This is a genomic window from Mycobacterium gastri (assembly GCF_002102175.1).
GTDB classification, from domain to species: domain Bacteria; phylum Actinomycetota; class Actinomycetes; order Mycobacteriales; family Mycobacteriaceae; genus Mycobacterium; species Mycobacterium gastri.
The window spans coordinates 80,728-99,677 of the sequence record NZ_LQOX01000119.1 but is presented as its reverse complement, the minus strand read 5'-3'; the positions used below and the strand labels follow the sequence as shown (position 1 = coordinate 99,677).

Below are 18,950 nucleotides of genomic sequence, written 5' to 3'. Positions count from 1 at the left end.
CCCGGGGGAAACAGCGTCTTGTCGGTCACGGTCGCAATTTCCTGCCGGTGAGATCCAGGAACACGTCCTCGAGGCTGCGTTGTTCGACCCGCATATCGGTGGCCAGCACGTCGATCTGCGCGCACCAGGCGGTGACGGTTGCCAGTACCTGCGGGTTGACCGGGCCCTCGACGAGGTACTCGCCGGGCGTTGACTCGGAGGCCTGGTAGTCCTCGGGCAACGCGGAAGCCAACAGCGACAGGTCAAGCCGCGGTGGTGCGGTGAACCGCAGCTGGTCTTTGGCTCCGGTGCGTGTCAGCTCGGTCGGGGTGCCCGCGGCCACCGTGATGCCGTGGTCGATGATGACCAGCCGGTCCGCGAGTTCCTCAGCTTCTTTGAGTTGATGGGTGGTCAGCACGACTGTCACACCGTCGCGGCGCAGGGCGTCGATCAATTCCCATACCACTAGCCGGGCGTGGGCGTCCATGCCGGCAGTGGGCTCGTCGAGAAAAACCAGCTCGGGACGCCCCACCAGGGCGCAGGCCAGCGCAAGTCGCTGCTGCTGTCCACCGGAGAGCCGCCGATAGGTGGTCTGGGCGACCTCGGTGAGTCCCAGGGTGTCCAGCAGCCACCGCGGATCGATCGGGTCGGCCGCATAGGCGGCGACCAGGTTCAGCATTTCACCGGCGCGTGCAGCTGGATAGCCGCCGCCACCCTGCAGCATCACGCCGATGCGTGGGCGCAGCCGCGCGTTGTCGGCGATCGGGTCCAGTCCGAGCACCTCGATGGTTCCGGTATCCGGGCGCACGAAGCCCTCGCACATCTCGACGGTTGTGGTCTTGCCGGCACCGTTGGGGCCCAGCAGCGCCAATACCTCGGCGGCCCGCACCTCGAGGTCAAGGCTGGAGACGGCCGTCAGGGATCCGTACCGCTTGGTCACTTCACGTAGCCGGACTATTACGGCGTCTCCTGGGGACGCTTGGGAGGCCGAGCTCACGTGGAGTCAGCGTAGGCGTCCGGCGCCGACGTCGGCCGCCGGGTCGCCGAAGTCTCAGCTGCGGGGACCGGATCCATGGGCGCGCGTTGGCCGGGTTCGCCGTTACCCGTCGGCGGTCCTTGCCACGGTAACCGGTGGTAGGTCAGCGCTATCAGGACCAACACGATGATTGCGCTGGCCAGGGTGGCATCGATGATCTGAAACAACGCGAAACGGTCCCCGTTGGCGGTCGGCCCGAAGATGCCGACGATGAGCGTGACGACGATGGCGGCCACCCGAAATCCGGTGCGGGTTGCCCACGCCGCCATCGGAATAATGGCCCAGAGCAGATACCAGGGCTGCACCACGGGGAACAACAGCACCGTGATGCCCAACGCGACTCCGAGGCCGCCGATCGGGTGCAGCCGGCCGCGGAACACCGCCAGCAGCAACCAGCAGACCATCACCATGATGATCAGCACACCCATGGCACGCGTCAGCGACAACACCGCGGTGGTGTGATCGCCCAACCGCAGCAGAATGCCCACCTGCCCGGTGCCCAGCGCCAGCAGTGTCGGCGGCGACATCCAGCTGCGCACCACGTTGGCGGTGCCCAGCGTGTAGACCCAGCCGAAGCCAAGCCCGCTGACCCATCCGACGATGGCCATCACCGACAGCGACAGTGCCGCCATGCCGCCGCCGGCCAGCAGCAACGCCTTTATCGTGCCGCCGTAGCGGTAGGCCAAGGCCATCGTGATGAAGCCCAACGCCAGCAGGGAAGGAAGCTTCACCTGCGATGACAGGGTGATCAGGATCGACCCGCCGAGCAGCATGGCCAGTGGTTCCCAGTCCGCGCCCGGACGCCACGATCTTGGCATCAGTCGCGAGGCTTTTCCCAAATCGATGCCACGCAGCGCGATTTCGGCGCCGGTCAGCATCAGCCCGAGCATCAGTGCCTCGTTGTGGATACCGGCGACCAGGTGCATGAACAGCAGGGGATTGGCCGCGCCCAACCACAGCGCGCTGACTTCGGCCACACCACAGCGCCGCGCCAGCCGCGGCGTAGCCCACACGATCATCGCCACGCCGATCAACACCACCAACCGGTGGCAGAGCACCGCGGCGACAATGTTTTCTCCCGTCAGCGCGGAGATTCCGCGACCGATCCACAAGAACAGCGGACCGTAGGGGGCCGGCGTTTCCCGCCAGAGGCTGGGAACCGACAGCGTGAACACGTGGCCCAGGCCCAGACCGGACGCCGGGCCCACCCGGTAGGGGTCGAGTCCGTCGCGGGAGATCTGGCTTTGGGCCAGGTAGGAATAGACGTCCTTGCTGTACATCGGCGGAGCGATGAGCAGCGGCACCATCCACAACATCAGGGTGCGGTCCAGGTCGCCGCGCGACATCTTTCTCTTGCCCAGCGCGAACCTGCCGAGCATCAGCCAGGCCAGCGCCATCATGACGGCTCCGGTGGTGGTCATCGTCAATGACACGGTCTGGATTCGCGACGGCAGGTTGAGCAGCCGGACCCCGAAGGTGGGATCCTGCACCACCGGCCTGGCGCCGGCGCCCAGGGCACCGATGCCCATCAACACCGTGCCGGTGGCGCCGAACAGCCGGGTGCGCGCCAGTGCGGTCAGTTCGGCGGCATTCAGCGGCGAGCCCACCGCCTGCTCGTCGCCGTGGAGGCTGGCGATCGACGAACTCAGCGTGTGGTGGCGCGCTGCCATCACAGCAGCCTAGCCCCGGCGACTCGGGATGGGCGGGCGCGCCGCGTTGCGGCGTGAGGGCACCCTCGCTAGACAGCTCCCTGGAATTACGTCACACTTGTGTTGTGAAAATCCCGGCAGCTACTCCTGCTGTCCCAGCCGCGGTCCCGGACGGTCATACCCGTCGCGCCATTGTGCGCTTGCTGGTGGAATCCGGGTCGATCACCGCCGGTGAGATCGGCGACCGGTTGGGGCTGTCGGCCGCCGGTGTGCGGCGTCATCTTGACGCGCTCATCGAAGCGGGCGACGCGGAATCCGTACCGGCCGCACCGTGGCAGCAGGCGGGACGCGGACGGCCCGCCAAGCGTTACCGGCTGACCTCGGCCGGGCGGGCCAAGCTGGACCACTCATACGACGACTTGGCGTCGGCGGCCATGCGGCAACTGCGGGAGATCGGCGGCGAGGACGCGGTGCGGACGTTCGCGCGGCGACGCATCGACGCGATTCTGGCCGATGTCGCCCGGGCCGACGGCCACGGCGACGCCGCGGTGGAAGCGGCCGCGGAGCGGATCGCTGACGCGTTGACCAAAGCCGGTTACGTCGCCACCACCACCCGCGTGGGTGGGCCGATCCATGGTGTGCAAATCTGCCAGCATCACTGCCCGGTGTCCCATGTCGCCGAGGAATTCCCGGAGTTGTGCGAAGCCGAACAGCAGGCCATGGCCGAAGTGCTGGGAACCCACGTGCAGCGGTTGGCGACCATCGTCAACGGCGACTGCGCCTGCACCACCCACGTGCCTTTAACCCCGGCGCCCAGCCCGCGCCGCGACACTACGAGCATCAAAGGAGCGTCCGTATGACCCTTGAGGCCAGCAAGACCGCTGCCGAGCCGCTGACCCAGGCGGAGGCCATCGCCTCGCTGAGCCGCTACGGCTACGGCTGGGTCGACTCCGATGTCGCCGGCGCCAGCGCTCAGCGCGGGCTGTCCGAGGCGGTGGTTCGCGACATCTCCGCGAAGAAGAACGAGCCCGAGTGGATGCTGCAGAACCGGCTGAAGGCGTTGCGTATCTTCGAGCGCAAGCCGATGCCGCGCTGGGGCTCCAACCTCGAGGGCATCGACTTCGACAACATCAAGTACTTCGTGCGCTCTACCGAGAAGCAGGCCGCCACTTGGGATGATTTGCCAGAAGATATTAGGAATACCTACGACCGGCTGGGAATTCCGGAGGCGGAGAAGCAGAGATTAGTTGCTGGTGTAGCGGCACAATATGAGTCAGAAGTTGTTTACCACCAGATCAGAGAGGATTTAGAGGCCCAAGGGGTCGTATTCTTAGACACTGATACTGGTTTGCGAGAGCGCCCGGAAATATTTAAGAAATACTTTGGAACAGTAATTCCAGCAGGAGATAATAAGTTTTCCGCGCTGAATACAGCAGTGTGGAGTGGCGGATCCTTCATCTACGTCCCGCCCGGCGTGCACGTCGACATTCCGCTGCAGGCCTATTTCCGGATCAACACCGAGAACATGGGCCAGTTCGAGCGAACACTGATCATCGCCGACGAGGGTTCCTACGTGCACTACGTAGAGGGCTGTCTGCCCGCCGGGGAGCTGATAACTACGGCCGACGGCGATTTGCGACCCATCGAATCGATCCGTGTGGGTGACTACGTCACCGGCCACGACGGGCTGCCGCACCGCGTGACTGCCGTGCAAATGCGCGACCTTAACGGCGAGCTGTTCAGCTTTACCCCGATGTCGCCCGCAAACCAGTTCTCCGTCACGGCAGAGCACCCGTTGCTTGTCATTCCGCGCCGGGAGGTGCGTGTCAAGCGTAACGAGCGCAACGGGTGGAAGGCTGAAGTCGACAGCGCCAAGCTGCGTCGCGCCGAGCCCCGTTGGATCCCGGCGAAAGACGTCGCCGAGGGCGACTTCCTGGTCTATCCCAAGCCGAAGCCAATCCCGCACAAGGCAGTTTTGCCGCTTGAGTTCGCACGGTTGGCTGGTTACTACCTGGCCGAGGGTCATGCATGTTTGACGAATGGTTGTGAGTCACTGAGCTTCTCATTCCATAGCGACGAGTTCGAGTATGTCGAGGATGTGCGGCAGGCGTGCAAGGCGCTGTACGAGAAATCGGGCTCTGTGTTGGTCGAGGAGCACAAGCATTCGGCTCGCGTCACCGTCTACACCAAGGCGGGTTATGCCGCGATGCGCGACAATGTCGGCATCGGGTCGTCGAACAAGAAGCTGTCGGACCTACTGATGCGTCAGGACGAGACGTTCCTGCGGGAGCTGGTGGACGCCTACGTCAACGGTGACGGCAACACCACCCGGCGTGGCGGCGCGCTGTGGAAGCGGGCACACACGACCTCGCGTGTCTGGGCGTTCCAGTTACAGGCCATTCTGGCGCGGCTGGGTCACTACGCCACCGTCGAACTGCGGCGCGCTGCCGGCCCCGGTGTGATCCAGGGGCGCAACGTCATCCGCAAGGACATCTACCACGTTCAATGGACCGAGGGCGGCCACGGGCCCAAGCAGGCCCGCGATTGTGGCGACTACTTCGCGGTGCCGATCAAGAAGCGGGCAGTACGCGAGGCGCACGAGCCGGTGTACAACCTCGATGTCGAGGAGCCGGACAGCTACCTGGCCTACGGGTTTGCGGTGCACAACTGCACTGCTCCCATTTACAAGTCGGACTCGTTGCACTCAGCGGTGGTCGAAATCATCGTGAAACCGCATGCGCGCGTTCGTTACACCACCATCCAGAACTGGTCGACCAACGTCTACAACCTGGTCACCAAACGGGCCCGCGCCGAAGCCGGCGCCACCATGGAGTGGGTCGACGGCAATATCGGGTCGAAGGTGACCATGAAGTACCCGGCGGTCTGGATGACCGGCGAACACGCCAAAGGTGAAGTGCTGTCGGTAGCGTTCGCCGGCGAAGACCAGCACCAGGACACCGGCGCCAAAATGCTGCACCTGGCGCCCAACACGTCGAGCAACATCGTGTCCAAGTCGGTGGCCCGCGGTGGCGGCCGCACCTCCTACCGTGGTCTCGTCCAGGTGAACAAGGGCGCGCACGGATCCAAGTCCAGCGTGAAATGCGATGCGCTGTTGGTAGATACGATCAGTCGCAGCGACACTTACCCCTACGTCGACATCCGCGAGGACGACGTCACGATGGGCCACGAGGCCACCGTCTCCAAGGTCAGCGAGAACCAGTTGTTCTACCTGATGAGCCGCGGCATGACCGAGGATGAGGCCATGGCGATGGTGGTGCGCGGCTTCGTCGAGCCGATCGCCAAGGAATTGCCGATGGAGTACGCGCTCGAGCTCAACCGGCTGATCGAGCTGCAGATGGAGGGCGCGGTCGGATGACGTCCGCTCCTGTGAAAGCCGGACTGAATAAGGGTGAGCTGTTCGCGTCTTTCGACGTCGACGCTTTCGAGGTTCCGCACGGCCGCGACGAGATTTGGCGCTTCACCCCGCTGAAGCGGTTGCGCGGCCTGCACGACGGCTCGGCGCCGGCCACCGGCGCTGCCCAGATCACGGTCAGCGAGCACCCCGGCATCAGCGTGGAGACGGTGCGCCGCGGTGACAAGCGGCTCGGGCAAGGCGGCGTTCCGGCCGACCGGGTTGCGGCGCAAGCATTTTCGTCGTTCAACTCGGCGATCCTGGTTATCATCGGACGGGACACGCCAATCGGCGAGCCGGTGAACGTCACCGTCACCGGCCCCGGCGAAGGCGCGGTCGCCTACGGGCATCTACAGATCCGGGTCGAGGAGCTGGCCGAGGCCGTCGTCATCATCGACAACCGGGGAAGCGGAACGTACGCCGACAATGTCGAATTCGTCGTCGACGACGCCGCCCGGCTCACCGTCGTGTGGATCGCGGACTGGGCCGATGACACCGTCCACCTCAGTGCCCACCACGCCCGGCTGGGCAAGGATGCGGTGCTGCGGCACGTTGCGGTCATGCTGGGCGGGGAGGTGGTTCGGATGGCGGCCAACGTGCGGTTCGATGCCCCCGGCGGCGATGCCGAGCTGCTGGGGCTGTATTTCGCCGACGACGGCCAGCACCTGGAATCACGGCTGCTGGTCGACCACGCGCACCCTGACTGTAAGTCGAACGTGCTGTACAAGGGTGCGCTGCAAGGAGATCCAGCTTCGTCGCGGCCTGACGCCCACACCGTCTGGGTGGGTGACGTCCTGATCCGCGCCGAGGCGACCGGCACCGACACCTTCGAAACGAACCGCAACCTGGTGCTCACCGACGGAGCCCGCGCCGACTCGGTGCCCAACCTGGAGATTGAAACCGGCGAGATCGTCGGCGCCGGACACGCCAGCGCCACCGGACGTTTCGACGAAGAGCAACTGTTCTACCTGCGCTCTCGTGGCATCCCCGAAGAGCAGGCCCGCCGGCTGGTGATCCGCGGCTTCTTCGGTGAGATCATCGCCAAGATTGCGGTGCCCGAGGTACGCGAACGCCTGACCGCAGCCATCGAACACGAACTGGCCATCACGGAATCGAGATCAACAGCCTGATGACGACCCTGGAAATCAAAGACCTGCACGTCAGCGTCGAGAACCCCAACGCCGCCGACGGAGAGCGGGACATTCCCATCCTCAAAGGCGTCGAGCTGACCGTGAAATCCGGTGAGACACATGCCTTGATGGGTCCCAACGGCTCGGGGAAGTCCACCCTGTCCTACGCCATCGCCGGCCACCCCAAGTATCAGGTGACCTCGGGATCCATCACGCTGGACGGCGCCGACGTGTTGGCCATGAGCGTCGACGAGCGAGCGCGAGCCGGAATATTCCTGGCCATGCAGTATCCCGTCGAGGTGCCCGGCGTCTCGATGTCGAACTTCCTGCGTTCGGCGGCAACCGCCATCCGCGGCGAGCCGCCGAAGCTGCGGCACTGGGTCAAAGAGGTCAAGGCGGCGATGGCCGCACTCGACATCGAGCCGGCCTTCGCCGAACGCAACGTCAACGAAGGCTTCTCCGGTGGCGAGAAGAAGCGGCACGAAATCCTGCAACTCGAGCTGCTCAAACCCAAGATCGCCATCCTCGACGAGACCGACTCGGGCTTGGACGTCGACGCATTGCGGGTGGTCAGCGAGGGCGTGAACCGCTACGCCGAAACCGAGCACGGCGGCGTCCTGTTGATCACCCACTACACCCGCATCCTGCGCTACATCCATCCGCAACACGTGCACGTGTTCGTCGGCGGCCGCATCGTCGAATCCGGTGGCCCGGAACTGGCCGACGAGCTGGAGGAAAACGGCTACGTGCGCTTCACCCAAGCTGCGGCCGCGGGGGCGTAAGCATGACCATCTCCGCGACGCCAATGGATCTCGCGGCGATCCGTGCCGATTTCCCGATCCTGCAGCGCGTCATGCGGGGCGGAAATCAATTGGCGTACCTGGATTCCGGCGCGACGTCGCAGCGGCCGCTGCAAGTACTCGACGCCGAACGGGAGTTTCTCATCACCTCCAACGGCGCGGTGCACCGTGGTGCGCACCAGCTGATGGAAGAGGCCACCGACGCCTACGAGCAGGGCCGGGCCGCCATCGCGGCGTTCGTCGGTGCGTCATCCGGATCAGCCGACGAATTGGTATTCACCAAGAACGCCACCGAGGCGCTCAATTTGGTGTCATATGTGTTGGGCGACAAGCGGTTCAACCGTGCCGTCGGACCCGGAGACGTCATCGTCACTACGGAACTCGAGCACCACGCGAACCTCGTCCCATGGCAGGAGCTGGCCCGGCGCACCGGCGCGACGTTGCGCTGGTACGGCGTGACCGACGACGGCCGCATCGATTTGGACTCGCTACAGCTCGACGAGCGCGTCAAAGTCGTTGCCTTCAGCCATCATTCCAACGTGACCGGCGCTCTGGCACCGGTGACCGAATTTGTCTCCCGGGCGAGAGAAGTCGGCGCACTCACCGTGCTGGACGCCTGCCAGTCGGTGCCACACCAGCCGGTGGATTTCCACGCGCTGGACGTCGACTTCGCCGCCTTCTCGGGGCATAAAATGTTAGGCCCCAACGGAGTCGGCGTGCTATATGGCCGTCGCGAGTTGCTGGACGCCATGCCCCCATTTCTCACCGGCGGTTCGATGATCGAGACGGTGACCATGGAAGCGTCCACCTATGCGCCGTCGCCGCAACGCTTCGAGGCCGGCACCCCGATGACCTCTCAGGTGGTCGGATTAGCTGCCGCTGCAAGCTATCTGGGCGCTATCGGCATGGACGCCGTCGAGGCTCACGAACGTGAACTGGTCGCCGCGACCATCGATGGCCTGTCCGGTATCGACGGTGTTCGTATCATCGGGCCCACATCGATGGAAAACCGCGGCTCCCCAGTCGCATTCGTTGTCGACGGGGTGCACGCCCACGACGTCGGCCAGATTCTCGACGACGAAGGTGTGGCCGTGCGGGTTGGACATCACTGCGCCATGCCGCTGCACCGGCGGTTCGGCGTGGCCGCCACCGCGCGAGCATCCTTCGCGGTGTACAACACGCTCGACGAAGTCGACCGGCTGCTGGCCGGGGTGCGACGATCCCTGAAGTTCTTTGGGAGAGCCTGACGTTGCGACTAGAGCAGATGTATCAGGACGTGATCCTGGATCATTACAAACACCCGCAGCACCGCGGGCTGCGGGAACCGTTCGGAGCGCAGGTCTACCATGTCAACCCCGTCTGCGGCGACGAGGTCACGCTGCGGGTCGCGTTGTCCGGCGACGGTATGACGGTCACCGACGTCTCCTACGACGGCCAAGGTTGTTCGATCTCCCAAGCGTCGACGTCGGTGCTCACCCAACAAGTGATCGGCCGCAGCCTGCCGGAAGCGTTGCAGATCATCGACGCGTTCACCGAGATGGTTTCCTCGCGTGGGACGGTGCAGGGTGACGAGGACGTTCTCGGAGACGGGATTGCGTTCGCCGGCGTGGCGAAATACCCCGCACGGGTGAAATGCGCGCTGCTCGGATGGATGGCTTGCAAAGATGCGCTGGCTCAGGCCAGTCATGCCCTGGAGGAGGTCAGCAATGAGTGAAACCGCCGCTCCCAACGAAGAATTGCTCGCCGATCTCGAGGAGGCGATGCGTGACGTCGTCGACCCGGAGTTGGGGATCAACGTCGTCGACCTGGGCCTGGTCTACGGGCTGGACGTGGCCGACGGCGACGAAGGAACCGTCGCGCTGATCGACATGACCTTGACCTCGGCGGCCTGCCCGCTCACCGATGTCATCGAGGATCAGTCGCGCAGCGCACTGGTCGGCAGCGGTCTGGTCGACGAGATACGGATCAATTGGGTGTGGAACCCGCCGTGGGGTCCGGACAAGATCACCGACGACGGCCGCGAGCAACTGCGCGCGCTCGGCTTCACCGTCTGACTTCCTTTTGCTGACGGGCAAGGCGGGGACTGGTTACATCAGTCACACGCGTCACCCGGAGGCTAGGGTGCCCCTCGTGTCCACCTCACTCGGAAATTCATGGTGACCACGAATGCTGCAGGTCAACGATGTCCTCGCGCGCGGCCGTGGCTGCCCGCGCGCACTTTGCTCTATTTTCGGCACGCCGATACCGCCGCACCTTCGCTCAACCCTCATGTGACGGCGGGCGTTCGGGGGATGTCTCACGTGCTCACCGAGTCGGCTGTCTTGCCGCGGTGTCGGGTGTGCGGTGGCGGCTTTGGCTGTGTATGTAGGGCGCGAACCGCCACGATCGGTCGCCCTGACGGCACAGTCGGCGCCGTCAGCGCACAGTCGGCGCCGTCAGCCGGGCGACCCAACCGCACCAGCGTGCAATTTCCATCTCCCACACCGGGGCGTGGTCAACCGGTGAAGCTGGCCCGCGGCGCCCCCATGCCGGGGTCGATCCGATGCGGTCCAGATGCTGAGGGCGTCACCGGGAAGTCAAAGATCGCAGTCGGGATGTACACGGTGGCACACGAATTGGGAATATCGACCACTCCGGACAAGCGTCCCTCGATAGGGGCCGATCCGAGTAGCAGATAGGCCTGCTCGGGGCTATACCCGAACTTTGTCAGGTAGTCGATCGCATGGAGGCAGGCGCGCTTGTAGGCCAAATCAGAATCGAGATATTTCTGTTCGCCGTCCAAGGTCACCGACGTGCCCGAGAAAGCGATCCACTCCGAATACTGCGGGTCGGTATTGCCCGGGACGAAGATGGCGTTTTCATGGACGCCGTAGGTCTGCATGCCTCCTTTGATCACGTCCACATGGACGTCGATGAAACCACCCATTTCGATGGCCCCACAGAAGGTGATCTCGCCGTCACCCTGAGAAAAGTGCAGATCGCCGAACGACAAGTTGGCGCCGGGCACGAACACGGGATAAAACACCCGGCTACCTTTGGTGAGATTCTTGATGTCCTGGTTGCCGCCGTTCTCGCGGGGCGGAGCGGTGCGGGCGGCCTCGGCCGCGACGCGGTTGAACTCGTCGCCGGTCAGCGCACCCAGAATGGCGCCGTCGGGTTCGGGTGGCAGCGCAAGTGGCGGTACCCGGTTGGGATCGGTCGCGATGAGCGCCCCCTCGCGCTTGTTCCAGGTCGCCAACAGCTGCGCGGACGGGGCCGTTCCCATGAGACCCGGGTGCACGATGCCGGTGTACTTGACGCCGGGAATGTGTCGCGAGGTCGCGGTTTGTCCGGCGAAGTCCCAGATCGCCTTATAGGCGTCGGGAAATTGATCGGTGAGAAAGCCGCCGCCGTTGCGTTTGGCGAATATCCCGGTATAGCCCCAGCCCTGTCCGGCAAGCGGGCCCGAGTCCTCCTGCGGGATGGGACCGAGGTCCAGGATGTCCACGATCAGCAGGTCACCCGGTTCGGCGCCGTCGACCGCGAACGGCCCGGACAGGCAGTGCACATTCTGCAGGGGAGCGTTGAGGATGTCGTTGGCCGAATCGTCGTTGTGTATGGCGCCGTCAAACCATTCCCGGCAGTACGCGCGGAACGGGGCACCGCGCTTGACGGTGACAGCCGGGGGGATATCAGGATGCCAGCGATTGTGGCCGATTATCTGTTGCTCATGGAATTTCTTGGCCGAATCCAACGGGAACAGTAATTCAGGCACGTGTCACTCGCCGCACATGCCGACCCTTGCAGCCCAACATGGCCGGTAACTGTGATGGCGCTGATGATCTTCTGCAAACCGCCCACGACAACGCCGGCAGCGGCCTACCCGTCGCCGCCAACGATTTATAGTCGGCGGGGTGCCGACCTACGTATTCCGCTGCGCGCAGGGCTGTCCGAAATTTGTCGAGCGGCATCCGATGGCCTCAGTGCCCGACAGCGCAGACTGCCCGCAGTGCGCTCGCGTGGCCAGAAGAATTCCCACTGCGCCTATGGTCGGTGTCGGTCGCACCGCCGCGATGCGACTCCATGACCGCACCCGGGCCACCGCTGACTCGCCGCAAGTGGTCGGCGCCCTGCCTCCTGCCCGACGTAGCAGCTCCAACATCACTATGAACCCACTGCACCGCGCACTGCCCCGGCCATAGCACGCCGGCTTCGACGCCGACGACGCGTCAGAAGGCAGCTTCAGGCATGCGCATGATCTCGTCGTCGACGGATTCGATGACGGCCCGAAGTCCGGACAGCTTGGGCAGTATGTTCTTGGCGAAGAAACCCGAAACCGCGACCTTGCCTCGATAGAACGCCTCGTCGTCCTTGGAAGGTCCGTTGGCCAACGCCGCATGGGCGACACCGGCTTGCACCAACAGCCGCCAGCCGATGATCAGGTCGCCGACGGCCAGCAGGTATCGCACCGACGCGAGCCCGACCTTGTAGATGTCGGTCGGGTGCTGCGCGGCGGACATCAGGTAGGTGGTCAGCGCGCCCGTCATTGCGGTGACCTCGTCGAGCGCGGTCTGCAGCAGCGCGGCTTGCGGTTTCAGCGCTTCGTCGATGTTGTCGATGGTCCGCGTTATCTGAGCTGTCACAAACTGCAGCGCCTGGCCGTGGTCGCGCACGATCTTGCGGAAGAAGAAGTCCAGTGCCTGGATGGCGGTGGTGCCCTCATAGAGCGAATCGATTTTCGCGTCGCGGATGTATTGCTCGATGGGGTAGTCCGTCAAAAAGCCGGAGCCGCCGAGGGTCTGCAACGACTCGGTCAGGACCTCGTAGGCCCGTTCTGAGCCGACCCCTTTGACGACTGGCAGCAGCAGATCGTCCACGCGGTGCGCCATGTCTGGGTCGGCGCCCGAAACATGTTGCGCCACAGCGTTATCCTGGTGCGCGGCGGCATAGAGATACAGCGCCCGCAGGCCCTCGGCGTAGGCCTTCTGGGTCATCAGGCTGCGGCGAATGTCGGGGTGGCGCATGATCGTGACGCGAGGCGCGGTCTTGTCGGTCATCTGCGTCAGATCCGCGCCCTGCACCCGTTCTTTGGCGTAGGCGAGCGCGTTGAGGTAACCGGTGGACAGCGTGCCCGTGGATTTGACGCCGATCGTCATGCGGGCGTGCTCGATCACGGTGAACATCTGCGCGATCCCGTTGTGCACCCCGCCGACCAGGTAGCCGACCGCGGGCACGTCGGTGGCGCCGAAGGTCAACTCGCACGTGGGAGAGGACTTCAGGCCCATCTTGTGTTCCAGGCCGGTGACGTAGACGCCGTTGCGGGGGCCGAGTTCACCGGTGTCCGGATCGAACAGGTAATTGGGCACATAGAACAGGCTCAATCCTTTGGTCCCCGGACCGGCGCTCTCTGGTCGGGCCAGCACCAGGTGGAAGATGTTCTCGGCCGTGTTGCCTACGTCGCCGCCGGAGATGAACCGCTTGACGCCCTCGATGTGCCAGGTGCCGTCGGGTTGTTCGACGGCCTTGGTCCGGCCGGCACCCACATCGGAGCCCGCGTCGGGTTCGGTGAGCACCATGGTGGCCTGCCAACCGCGTTCGACACCCATCGCCGCCCACTGCCGTTGCTGCTCGTTGCCCTCGACGTACAGGGACTGGGACAGCGTCGGGCCCAGGTTGTAGAAGGCCGCAGAAGGGTTGGCACAGTAAATCATTTCGTTGACAGCCCAGACCAGCGGCGCGGGCGCGGGCATGCCGCCGATCTCCTCGGCCAAACCCAGGCGCCACCACTCGGCGTCTTTGATCGCTTGCACCGTCTTGACCAACTCGTCGGGCACGCTGATGGAGTGGGTGGCCGGGTCGAACACCGGCGGGTTGCGGTCGGCGTAGGCGAAGGTCTCGGCGACCGGACCTTCGGCCAAGCGGGCCGCCTCGGCCAGGATGGTGCGCACCGTGTCGGCGTCGAGTTCGCTATAAGGCCCGGTGCCGAGGACGGCGCCCACATCGAGGACCTCGAAGAGGTTGAATTCGAGATCGCGGACGTTGGCGATGTAGTGGCCCAATGCGGTTCCCTTCACTTCGGCGGCTCGATCCTTGGCCGGGTTTTGATCCGGCCCAGTTTCCCCGAGTGAGGAAAACGTACGCAACCGTAACCACCGGCACGGTGCGCTGACCTGCCGCTCCTCCTAGTACGAAGCTAGCCGTTCGCGCCGTTTTGGCCGAACAGCAGCCCGCGCAGGCCGCCGGTGCCGGGGGTGCCGGCGGTGCTATTGCCGCCGTTGCCGCCGTTGCCGATCAGCAGCGCGTTGCCGCCGTTGCCGCCGTTGCCGGGCGGAAACGCTCCGCCATTGCCGCCGCCCCCGCCGTTGCCGATCAACCCCGCCTGGCCGCCGAGCCCGCCGCTGGCGTTGCTAAAGCCGTTGCCGCCGGCACCGCCGTTGCCGACAAAGAACCCGCCGCCGCCGCCGGCCCCGCCGGTCCCGGCGGAGAGAGCGTCCCCGCCGGTGCCGCCGTCGCCGAGCAGGAAGGCCCTGCCACCATTGCCGCCGCCGCCGAGGAAGCTACTGCCGCCACCACCGCCGTTTCCGTACAGCACACCGCCGTTGCCGCCGGCGCCGCCGGCCCCCGCGCCGTTGGGGCTGATACCGCCGGCGCCGCCATGTCCAAACAGTAAGGCGGAGCCGCCGACACCGCCCGCACCGCCGCCGCCGCCGCTGTTGCCGCCGGCACCGCCGTTGCCGAAGAACAGCCCACCGGTGCCGCCGGCGCCGCCGTTGGCGCCCGCGTCGCCGACGCCGCCGGCGCCGCCGAAACCGACCAGGCCCGCGGAGCCGCCCCGACCGCCGGCCTGCCCAGCCACTCCATCTCCGCCTCTACCGCCGTTGCCGAACAAGATTCCGCCGTCCTCACCGGCCTTGCCGGGCCCGCCGTCGACGCCGTCACCGATCAGCGGACGCCCGAGTAGCGCCCGGGCGGGCGCGTTGATCGCGTCGAGCAGCGGCTGCAACGGGTTCGCCGCGGCGGCCTCAGCACTGGCGTAGGCCTGCGCGCCGCCGAACAGGTTCTGCACGAATTGGTCATGGAACGCCGCTGCCTGCGCGCTGAGCGTCTGATAGCTCAGGCCGTGCGCTTGGAAGAACGCCGCGATGGCGGCCGACACCTCGTCTGCGCCCGCGGCCGCCACGGCGGTGGTCTGGGCCGCGGCCGCCGAGTTGGCCTCGCTGATCACCGAACCGATGCGCGCCAGATTCCCGGCCGCCCCCGACACATACTCCGTATTAGTGACCACGAACGACATCCCGCACCTCCACAGTGAAGCGTCAGCGACTGACGAATCCTATCGCGATTCGGCAGCTGTGATTGGCCATTCCACGAGCAATTTCATGACATGAATTTTTCTGCGCAGATGCAAATTTCAATCGCCTGCGCAATACCCGCCACGGCAGTAGCCGGGGTTGCGTGCACGCCCGGCGCTGCCGCCCACGGCAGCGCCGGCGCCGGTAACGGCAGACACCGCTTACCTTGTGCCAGTGACCAATTCAATCGCATACCGCAATGCAATCGAGATACTCGACGATCGCCGTGTCCCTAGACTCGGTTCATCCTGACGAACTCCCACCCCTCTGTGAGGCCGCCGGAATGACCTTGACCGCTGTTGAAGCGTGCACCTCCGAGGTTTCTTTCGACCACATTCCCGTCGCTGTCGCGCGGCCGCTGAGTTGGCGTGCGGCGTTGTGGTCGGTGATGTCGGTCCGCTGGGCCGCATTCGCGCTGGCCTTGTTTCTTGCCGGGCTGGTCGCCCAGCTGAACGGTGCACTGCATCCCGTGTGGTGGACCCTGTATTTGGCCTGTTATCTCGCCGGTGGCTGGGGCTCGGCATGGGCTGGGGCGCAAGCGCTTTGGAACAAGGCACTGGACGTAGACCTGCTGATGGTGGTGGCGGCGATCGGAGCGGTCGCAATCGGGCAGATCTTCGATGGTGCCCTGCTGATCGTGATTTTTGCGACGTCGGGCGCCCTGGACGACGTGGCCACCAAACACACCGCCGATTCGGTCAAGGGGTTACTGGACCTCGCCCCGGAGCAGGCCGTCGTCGTCGATGGCGACGGCCGCGAGCGGCTGGTTGCGGCCGGCGAGCTGGTCATCGGTGACCGGGTGCTGGTGCGGCCGGGCGAGCGCATACCCGCCGACGGCGCCGTGCTGTCGGGCTGCTCCGAAGTCGATCAATGCTCGATCACCGGCGAGTCCATCCCGGTGGCCAAGGGCCGCGGTGACGAGGTGTTCGCGGGCACGGTCAACGGGTCCGGGGTGTTGCAGCTGCTGGTCACCCGGGACCCGTCGCAGACAGTGGTGGCCCGCATCGTCGAGCTTGTCGCCGAGGCGTCGGCCACCAAAGCCAAAACCCAGTTGTTCATTGAAAAGATCGAGCAGCGGTACTCCGTGGCCATGGTGGCGGCGACCCTCGCGCTGATCGGCATCCCGTTGATGCTGGGCGCGCCTCTGCAACCAGTTCTATTGCGCGCCATGACATTTATGATCGTGGCTTCGCCGTGCGCGGTGGTGCTGGCAACCATGCCGCCGCTACTTTCGGCGATCGCGAATGCCGGTCGGCACGGAGTTCTGGTCAAATCGGCTGTGGTCGTGGAACATCTGGCCGACACCAGCATCGTAGCCTTGGATAAGACCGGCACATTGACCTGTGGCACACCGCAATTGACCACCATCGAGCCGCTACGGCCGGACGTGGTAGGTCTGCGAAGGTTGCTCCAATTGGCTGCTGTCGCAGAGCAATCCAGTGAGCACCCGTTGGGCAGGGCCATTGTCGAGGAAGTTCGCCGGCGCGGTATCGCCATCCCCGCGGCCGAGGATTTCCGTGCCCTGCCCGGCCGCGGAGTGCGAGCCACCGTGGGTCGCGATTTCGTCGAGGTGTGCAGTCCGCAGAGCTACCGGGGTGTGCCGCTGCCCGAGCTCGCGCCGATCCTCGACGCCGGTGCCACGGCTGCCATCGTGATGCTCAACGGCGTCGCCGTCGGTGTGCTGGGGCTCACCGACCAGGTGCGCCCCGATGCCGCGGAGTCCGTCGCGTGCTTGACCGCACTGACGTCGGCGCCGCCTGTCCTGCTGACCGGGGACAACGGGTGCGCGGCCCGGTGGGCGGCCGGGCGCGCCGGGATCAGCGATGTGCGGGCCGCGCTGTTGCCCGAGCAGAAGGTCGAGGCGGTTCGCGATCTGCAAGCCAGCGGTCACCGGGTGCTCGTCGTCGGCGACGGTGTCAACGATGCTCCCGCAATGGCCGCGGCGCGTACGTCCGTCGCGATGGGCGCGGGCGCCGACCTGACCTTGCAGACGGCCGACGGCGTCACGGTTCGTGATGAGCTGCAGGTCATCCCGACGATCATCGGGCTCGCCAGGCAGGCCCGCCACGTGGTGACCGTCAACCTGATCATCGCAGGCAGTTTCATCAGCGTCCTGGTGTTGTGGGACCTGTTGGGGCACTTGCCGTTACCGTTGGGTGTGGCCGGTCATGAAGGATCCACGGTGCTGGTCGCCCTCAACGGCATGCGCCTGCTGACCAACCGGTCCTGGCATGCGGCGGCGTCGATGGGCGCGCCAACGGCCTGAACCCGCAGCGATTCTGGCCGCGCTCGACGTACGCTCTACGTCGCCGGACCCGCCAGGCCTGGAGTCTCGCCGTCACGGCAGCGCGGCCTGCTGTAGACCTCCTGGAACAAAGTCGCCTGGCCGAGGCGTTAGGGCAGTCATGGCAACCAAAGACCTCACTGCTGCGCAGTTCAACGAAACCGTCAACGACAACGACATGGTGCTTGTCGATTTCTGGGCCTCCTGGTGCGGCCCATGTCGCGCGTTCGCCCCGACGTTCCAGGCGTCCTCGGAGAAACACCCGGACGTGGTCTACGCCAAGGTCAACACCGAAGAAGAGCAAGAATTGGCAGCGGCGGCCCAGATCCGGTCGATTCCCACGCTGATGGCATTCAAGAAGGGCCAACTGCTGTTCAACCAGCCCGGGGCGCTGCCCCCGGCAGCCCTAGAAGACCTGGTACAGCAGCTCAAGGCCTATGAAGTCGCCTAGACCGTCACTAATCCGGCGGCGGTGACAGCCGGGCGTACTGCCGTCCGCGATACCGTGCACGGGTGAGTTTGGTCCTGTTGGAACACCCGCGCCCAGATGTTGCGCTGATCACCCTCAACCGGCCGGAGCGGATGAACTCCATGGCTTTCGACGTCATGGTGCCGCTCAAAGAGGTCCTGGAGACGGTGAGTTACGACAATTCGGTTCGGGTGGTGGTGCTGACCGGGGCGGGGCGCGGGTTCTCCTCCGGTGCGGATCACAAGTCCGCGGGTGCGGTGCCGAACGTCGAGGGCCTGACCCGGCCGACCTATGCGCTGCGGACGATGGAGCTCCTCGACGAGGTCATCCTGAAGCTGCGCCGGTTGCACCAACCGGTGATCGCCGCGGTCAACGGCCCGGCCATCGGCGGGGGTCTGTGCCTAGCGCTGGCCGCGGACATCCGGGTGGCCTCCACCAGCGCTTATTTCCGGGCCGCCGGCATCAACAACGGGCTGACGGCCAGCGAACTGGGGCTGAGCTACCTGTTGCCCAGGGCCATCGGATCCTCGCGTGCCTTCGAGATCATGCTGACCGGACGCGACGTCAGCGCGGAGGAAGCCGAGCGCATCGGACTGGTGTCCTGCCGGGTGCCCGACGCCCAGCTGCTGGACACCTGTTATGCGATCGCGGCACGGATGGCGTCCTTCTCGCGGCCGGGAATCGAGTTGACCAAACGTACGTTATGGAGTGGACTAGACGCCGCCAGCCTGGAAGGGCACATGCAGGCCGAGGGCTTGGGCCAACTTTTTGTGCGGCTGCTCACGGCCAATTTCGAAGAGGCCGTTGCCGCACGCGCCGAGAAACGGCCGCCGGTGTTCACCGACGACAAATGACCAGCA

Annotated in this window: 15 protein-coding genes; 10 read left to right on the top strand and 5 right to left on the bottom strand. The window is 65.4% G+C overall.

The features are described from left to right. Positions 1 to 25: 25 nt before the first annotated feature. Both AWC07_RS17545 and mptB read right to left on the bottom strand, forming a co-directional pair. Positions 26 to 976: an ABC transporter ATP-binding protein gene (locus AWC07_RS17545; RefSeq protein WP_036414786.1), complete on the bottom strand. Its 951-nt coding sequence runs from the start codon at positions 974 to 976 to the stop codon at positions 26 to 28. Continuing rightward, positions 973 to 2,685: a polyprenol phosphomannose-dependent alpha 1,6 mannosyltransferase MptB gene (gene mptB, locus AWC07_RS17540; RefSeq protein ID WP_036414787.1), complete on the bottom strand. Its 1,713-nt coding sequence runs from the start codon at positions 2,683 to 2,685 to the stop codon at positions 973 to 975. Before mptB ends, AWC07_RS17545 begins: the two co-directional genes overlap by 4 nt. A gap of 53 nt (positions 2,686 to 2,738) precedes the next feature. Here mptB and AWC07_RS17535 point away from each other — a divergent pair, with 53 nt between their 5' ends. Genes AWC07_RS17535 through AWC07_RS17505 form a run of 7 tightly spaced genes read left to right on the top strand, consistent with a single transcriptional unit; the run spans position 2,739 to position 10,060 of the window. Further along, complete coding sequence (locus tag AWC07_RS17535) at positions 2,739 to 3,524, top strand: helix-turn-helix transcriptional regulator (RefSeq protein WP_036414789.1); 786 nt, start codon at positions 2,739 to 2,741, stop codon at positions 3,522 to 3,524. After that, on the top strand, positions 3,521 to 6,040 hold the full coding sequence (gene sufB / locus AWC07_RS17530) for an intein-containing Fe-S cluster assembly protein SufB (protein WP_036414791.1): 2,520 nt from the start codon (positions 3,521 to 3,523) through the stop codon (positions 6,038 to 6,040). Before AWC07_RS17535 ends, sufB begins: the two co-directional genes overlap by 4 nt. Continuing rightward, positions 6,037 to 7,206 carry a Fe-S cluster assembly protein SufD gene (gene sufD / locus AWC07_RS17525; RefSeq protein WP_036414793.1) on the top strand — a complete coding sequence of 390 codons (1,170 nt, stop codon included), beginning with the start codon at positions 6,037 to 6,039 and terminating at the stop codon, positions 7,204 to 7,206. The genes sufB and sufD overlap by 4 nt, the downstream gene beginning before the upstream one ends. Further along, positions 7,206 to 7,988, top strand: a complete 783-nt coding sequence (sufC, locus tag AWC07_RS17520; RefSeq protein ID WP_036414796.1) for a Fe-S cluster assembly ATPase SufC — start codon at positions 7,206 to 7,208, stop codon at positions 7,986 to 7,988. The genes sufD and sufC overlap by 1 nt, the downstream gene beginning before the upstream one ends. 2 nt (positions 7,989 to 7,990) lie before the next feature. Then, positions 7,991 to 9,253, top strand: a complete 1,263-nt coding sequence (locus AWC07_RS17515; protein ID WP_036414799.1) for a cysteine desulfurase — start codon at positions 7,991 to 7,993, stop codon at positions 9,251 to 9,253. After that, complete coding sequence (gene sufU, locus AWC07_RS17510) at positions 9,250 to 9,720, top strand: Fe-S cluster assembly sulfur transfer protein SufU (RefSeq protein ID WP_036414812.1); 471 nt, start codon at positions 9,250 to 9,252, stop codon at positions 9,718 to 9,720. The genes AWC07_RS17515 and sufU overlap by 4 nt, the downstream gene beginning before the upstream one ends. Beyond that, the gene (locus AWC07_RS17505; RefSeq protein WP_036401045.1) at positions 9,713 to 10,060 is read left to right on the top strand and encodes a metal-sulfur cluster assembly factor; all 348 of its coding nucleotides are present in this window, start codon (positions 9,713 to 9,715) and stop codon (positions 10,058 to 10,060) included. Before sufU ends, AWC07_RS17505 begins: the two co-directional genes overlap by 8 nt. 440 nt (positions 10,061 to 10,500) lie before the next feature. Here AWC07_RS17505 and fmdA read toward each other — a convergent pair whose 3' ends face one another. From fmdA to AWC07_RS17485, 3 genes are all read right to left on the bottom strand, one after another. After that, on the bottom strand, positions 10,501 to 11,760 hold the full coding sequence (gene fmdA / locus AWC07_RS17500; protein WP_036414813.1) for a formamidase: 1,260 nt from the start codon (positions 11,758 to 11,760) through the stop codon (positions 10,501 to 10,503). A gap of 454 nt (positions 11,761 to 12,214) precedes the next feature. Beyond that, positions 12,215 to 14,044, bottom strand: a complete 1,830-nt coding sequence (locus AWC07_RS17490) for an acyl-CoA dehydrogenase (protein ID WP_036414874.1) — start codon at positions 14,042 to 14,044, stop codon at positions 12,215 to 12,217. Positions 14,045 to 14,178: 134 nt separating this feature from the next. Then, positions 14,179 to 15,279 carry a PE family protein gene (locus AWC07_RS17485; RefSeq protein WP_036414814.1) on the bottom strand — a complete coding sequence of 367 codons (1,101 nt, stop codon included), beginning with the start codon at positions 15,277 to 15,279 and terminating at the stop codon, positions 14,179 to 14,181. A gap of 341 nt (positions 15,280 to 15,620) precedes the next feature. Here AWC07_RS17485 and AWC07_RS17480 point away from each other — a divergent pair, with 341 nt between their 5' ends. The 3 genes from AWC07_RS17480 (at position 15,621) to AWC07_RS17470 (ending at position 18,944) form a co-directional block, all read left to right on the top strand. Then, complete coding sequence (locus AWC07_RS17480) at positions 15,621 to 17,603, top strand: heavy metal translocating P-type ATPase (protein ID WP_036414815.1); 1,983 nt, start codon at positions 15,621 to 15,623, stop codon at positions 17,601 to 17,603. A gap of 139 nt (positions 17,604 to 17,742) precedes the next feature. Then, the gene (gene trxA / locus AWC07_RS17475; protein ID WP_036414816.1) at positions 17,743 to 18,072 is read left to right on the top strand and encodes a thioredoxin; all 330 of its coding nucleotides are present in this window, start codon (positions 17,743 to 17,745) and stop codon (positions 18,070 to 18,072) included. A gap of 62 nt (positions 18,073 to 18,134) precedes the next feature. After that, on the top strand, positions 18,135 to 18,944 hold the full coding sequence (locus AWC07_RS17470) for an enoyl-CoA hydratase (RefSeq protein ID WP_036414817.1): 810 nt from the start codon (positions 18,135 to 18,137) through the stop codon (positions 18,942 to 18,944). Positions 18,945 to 18,950: the final 6 nt, after the last annotated feature.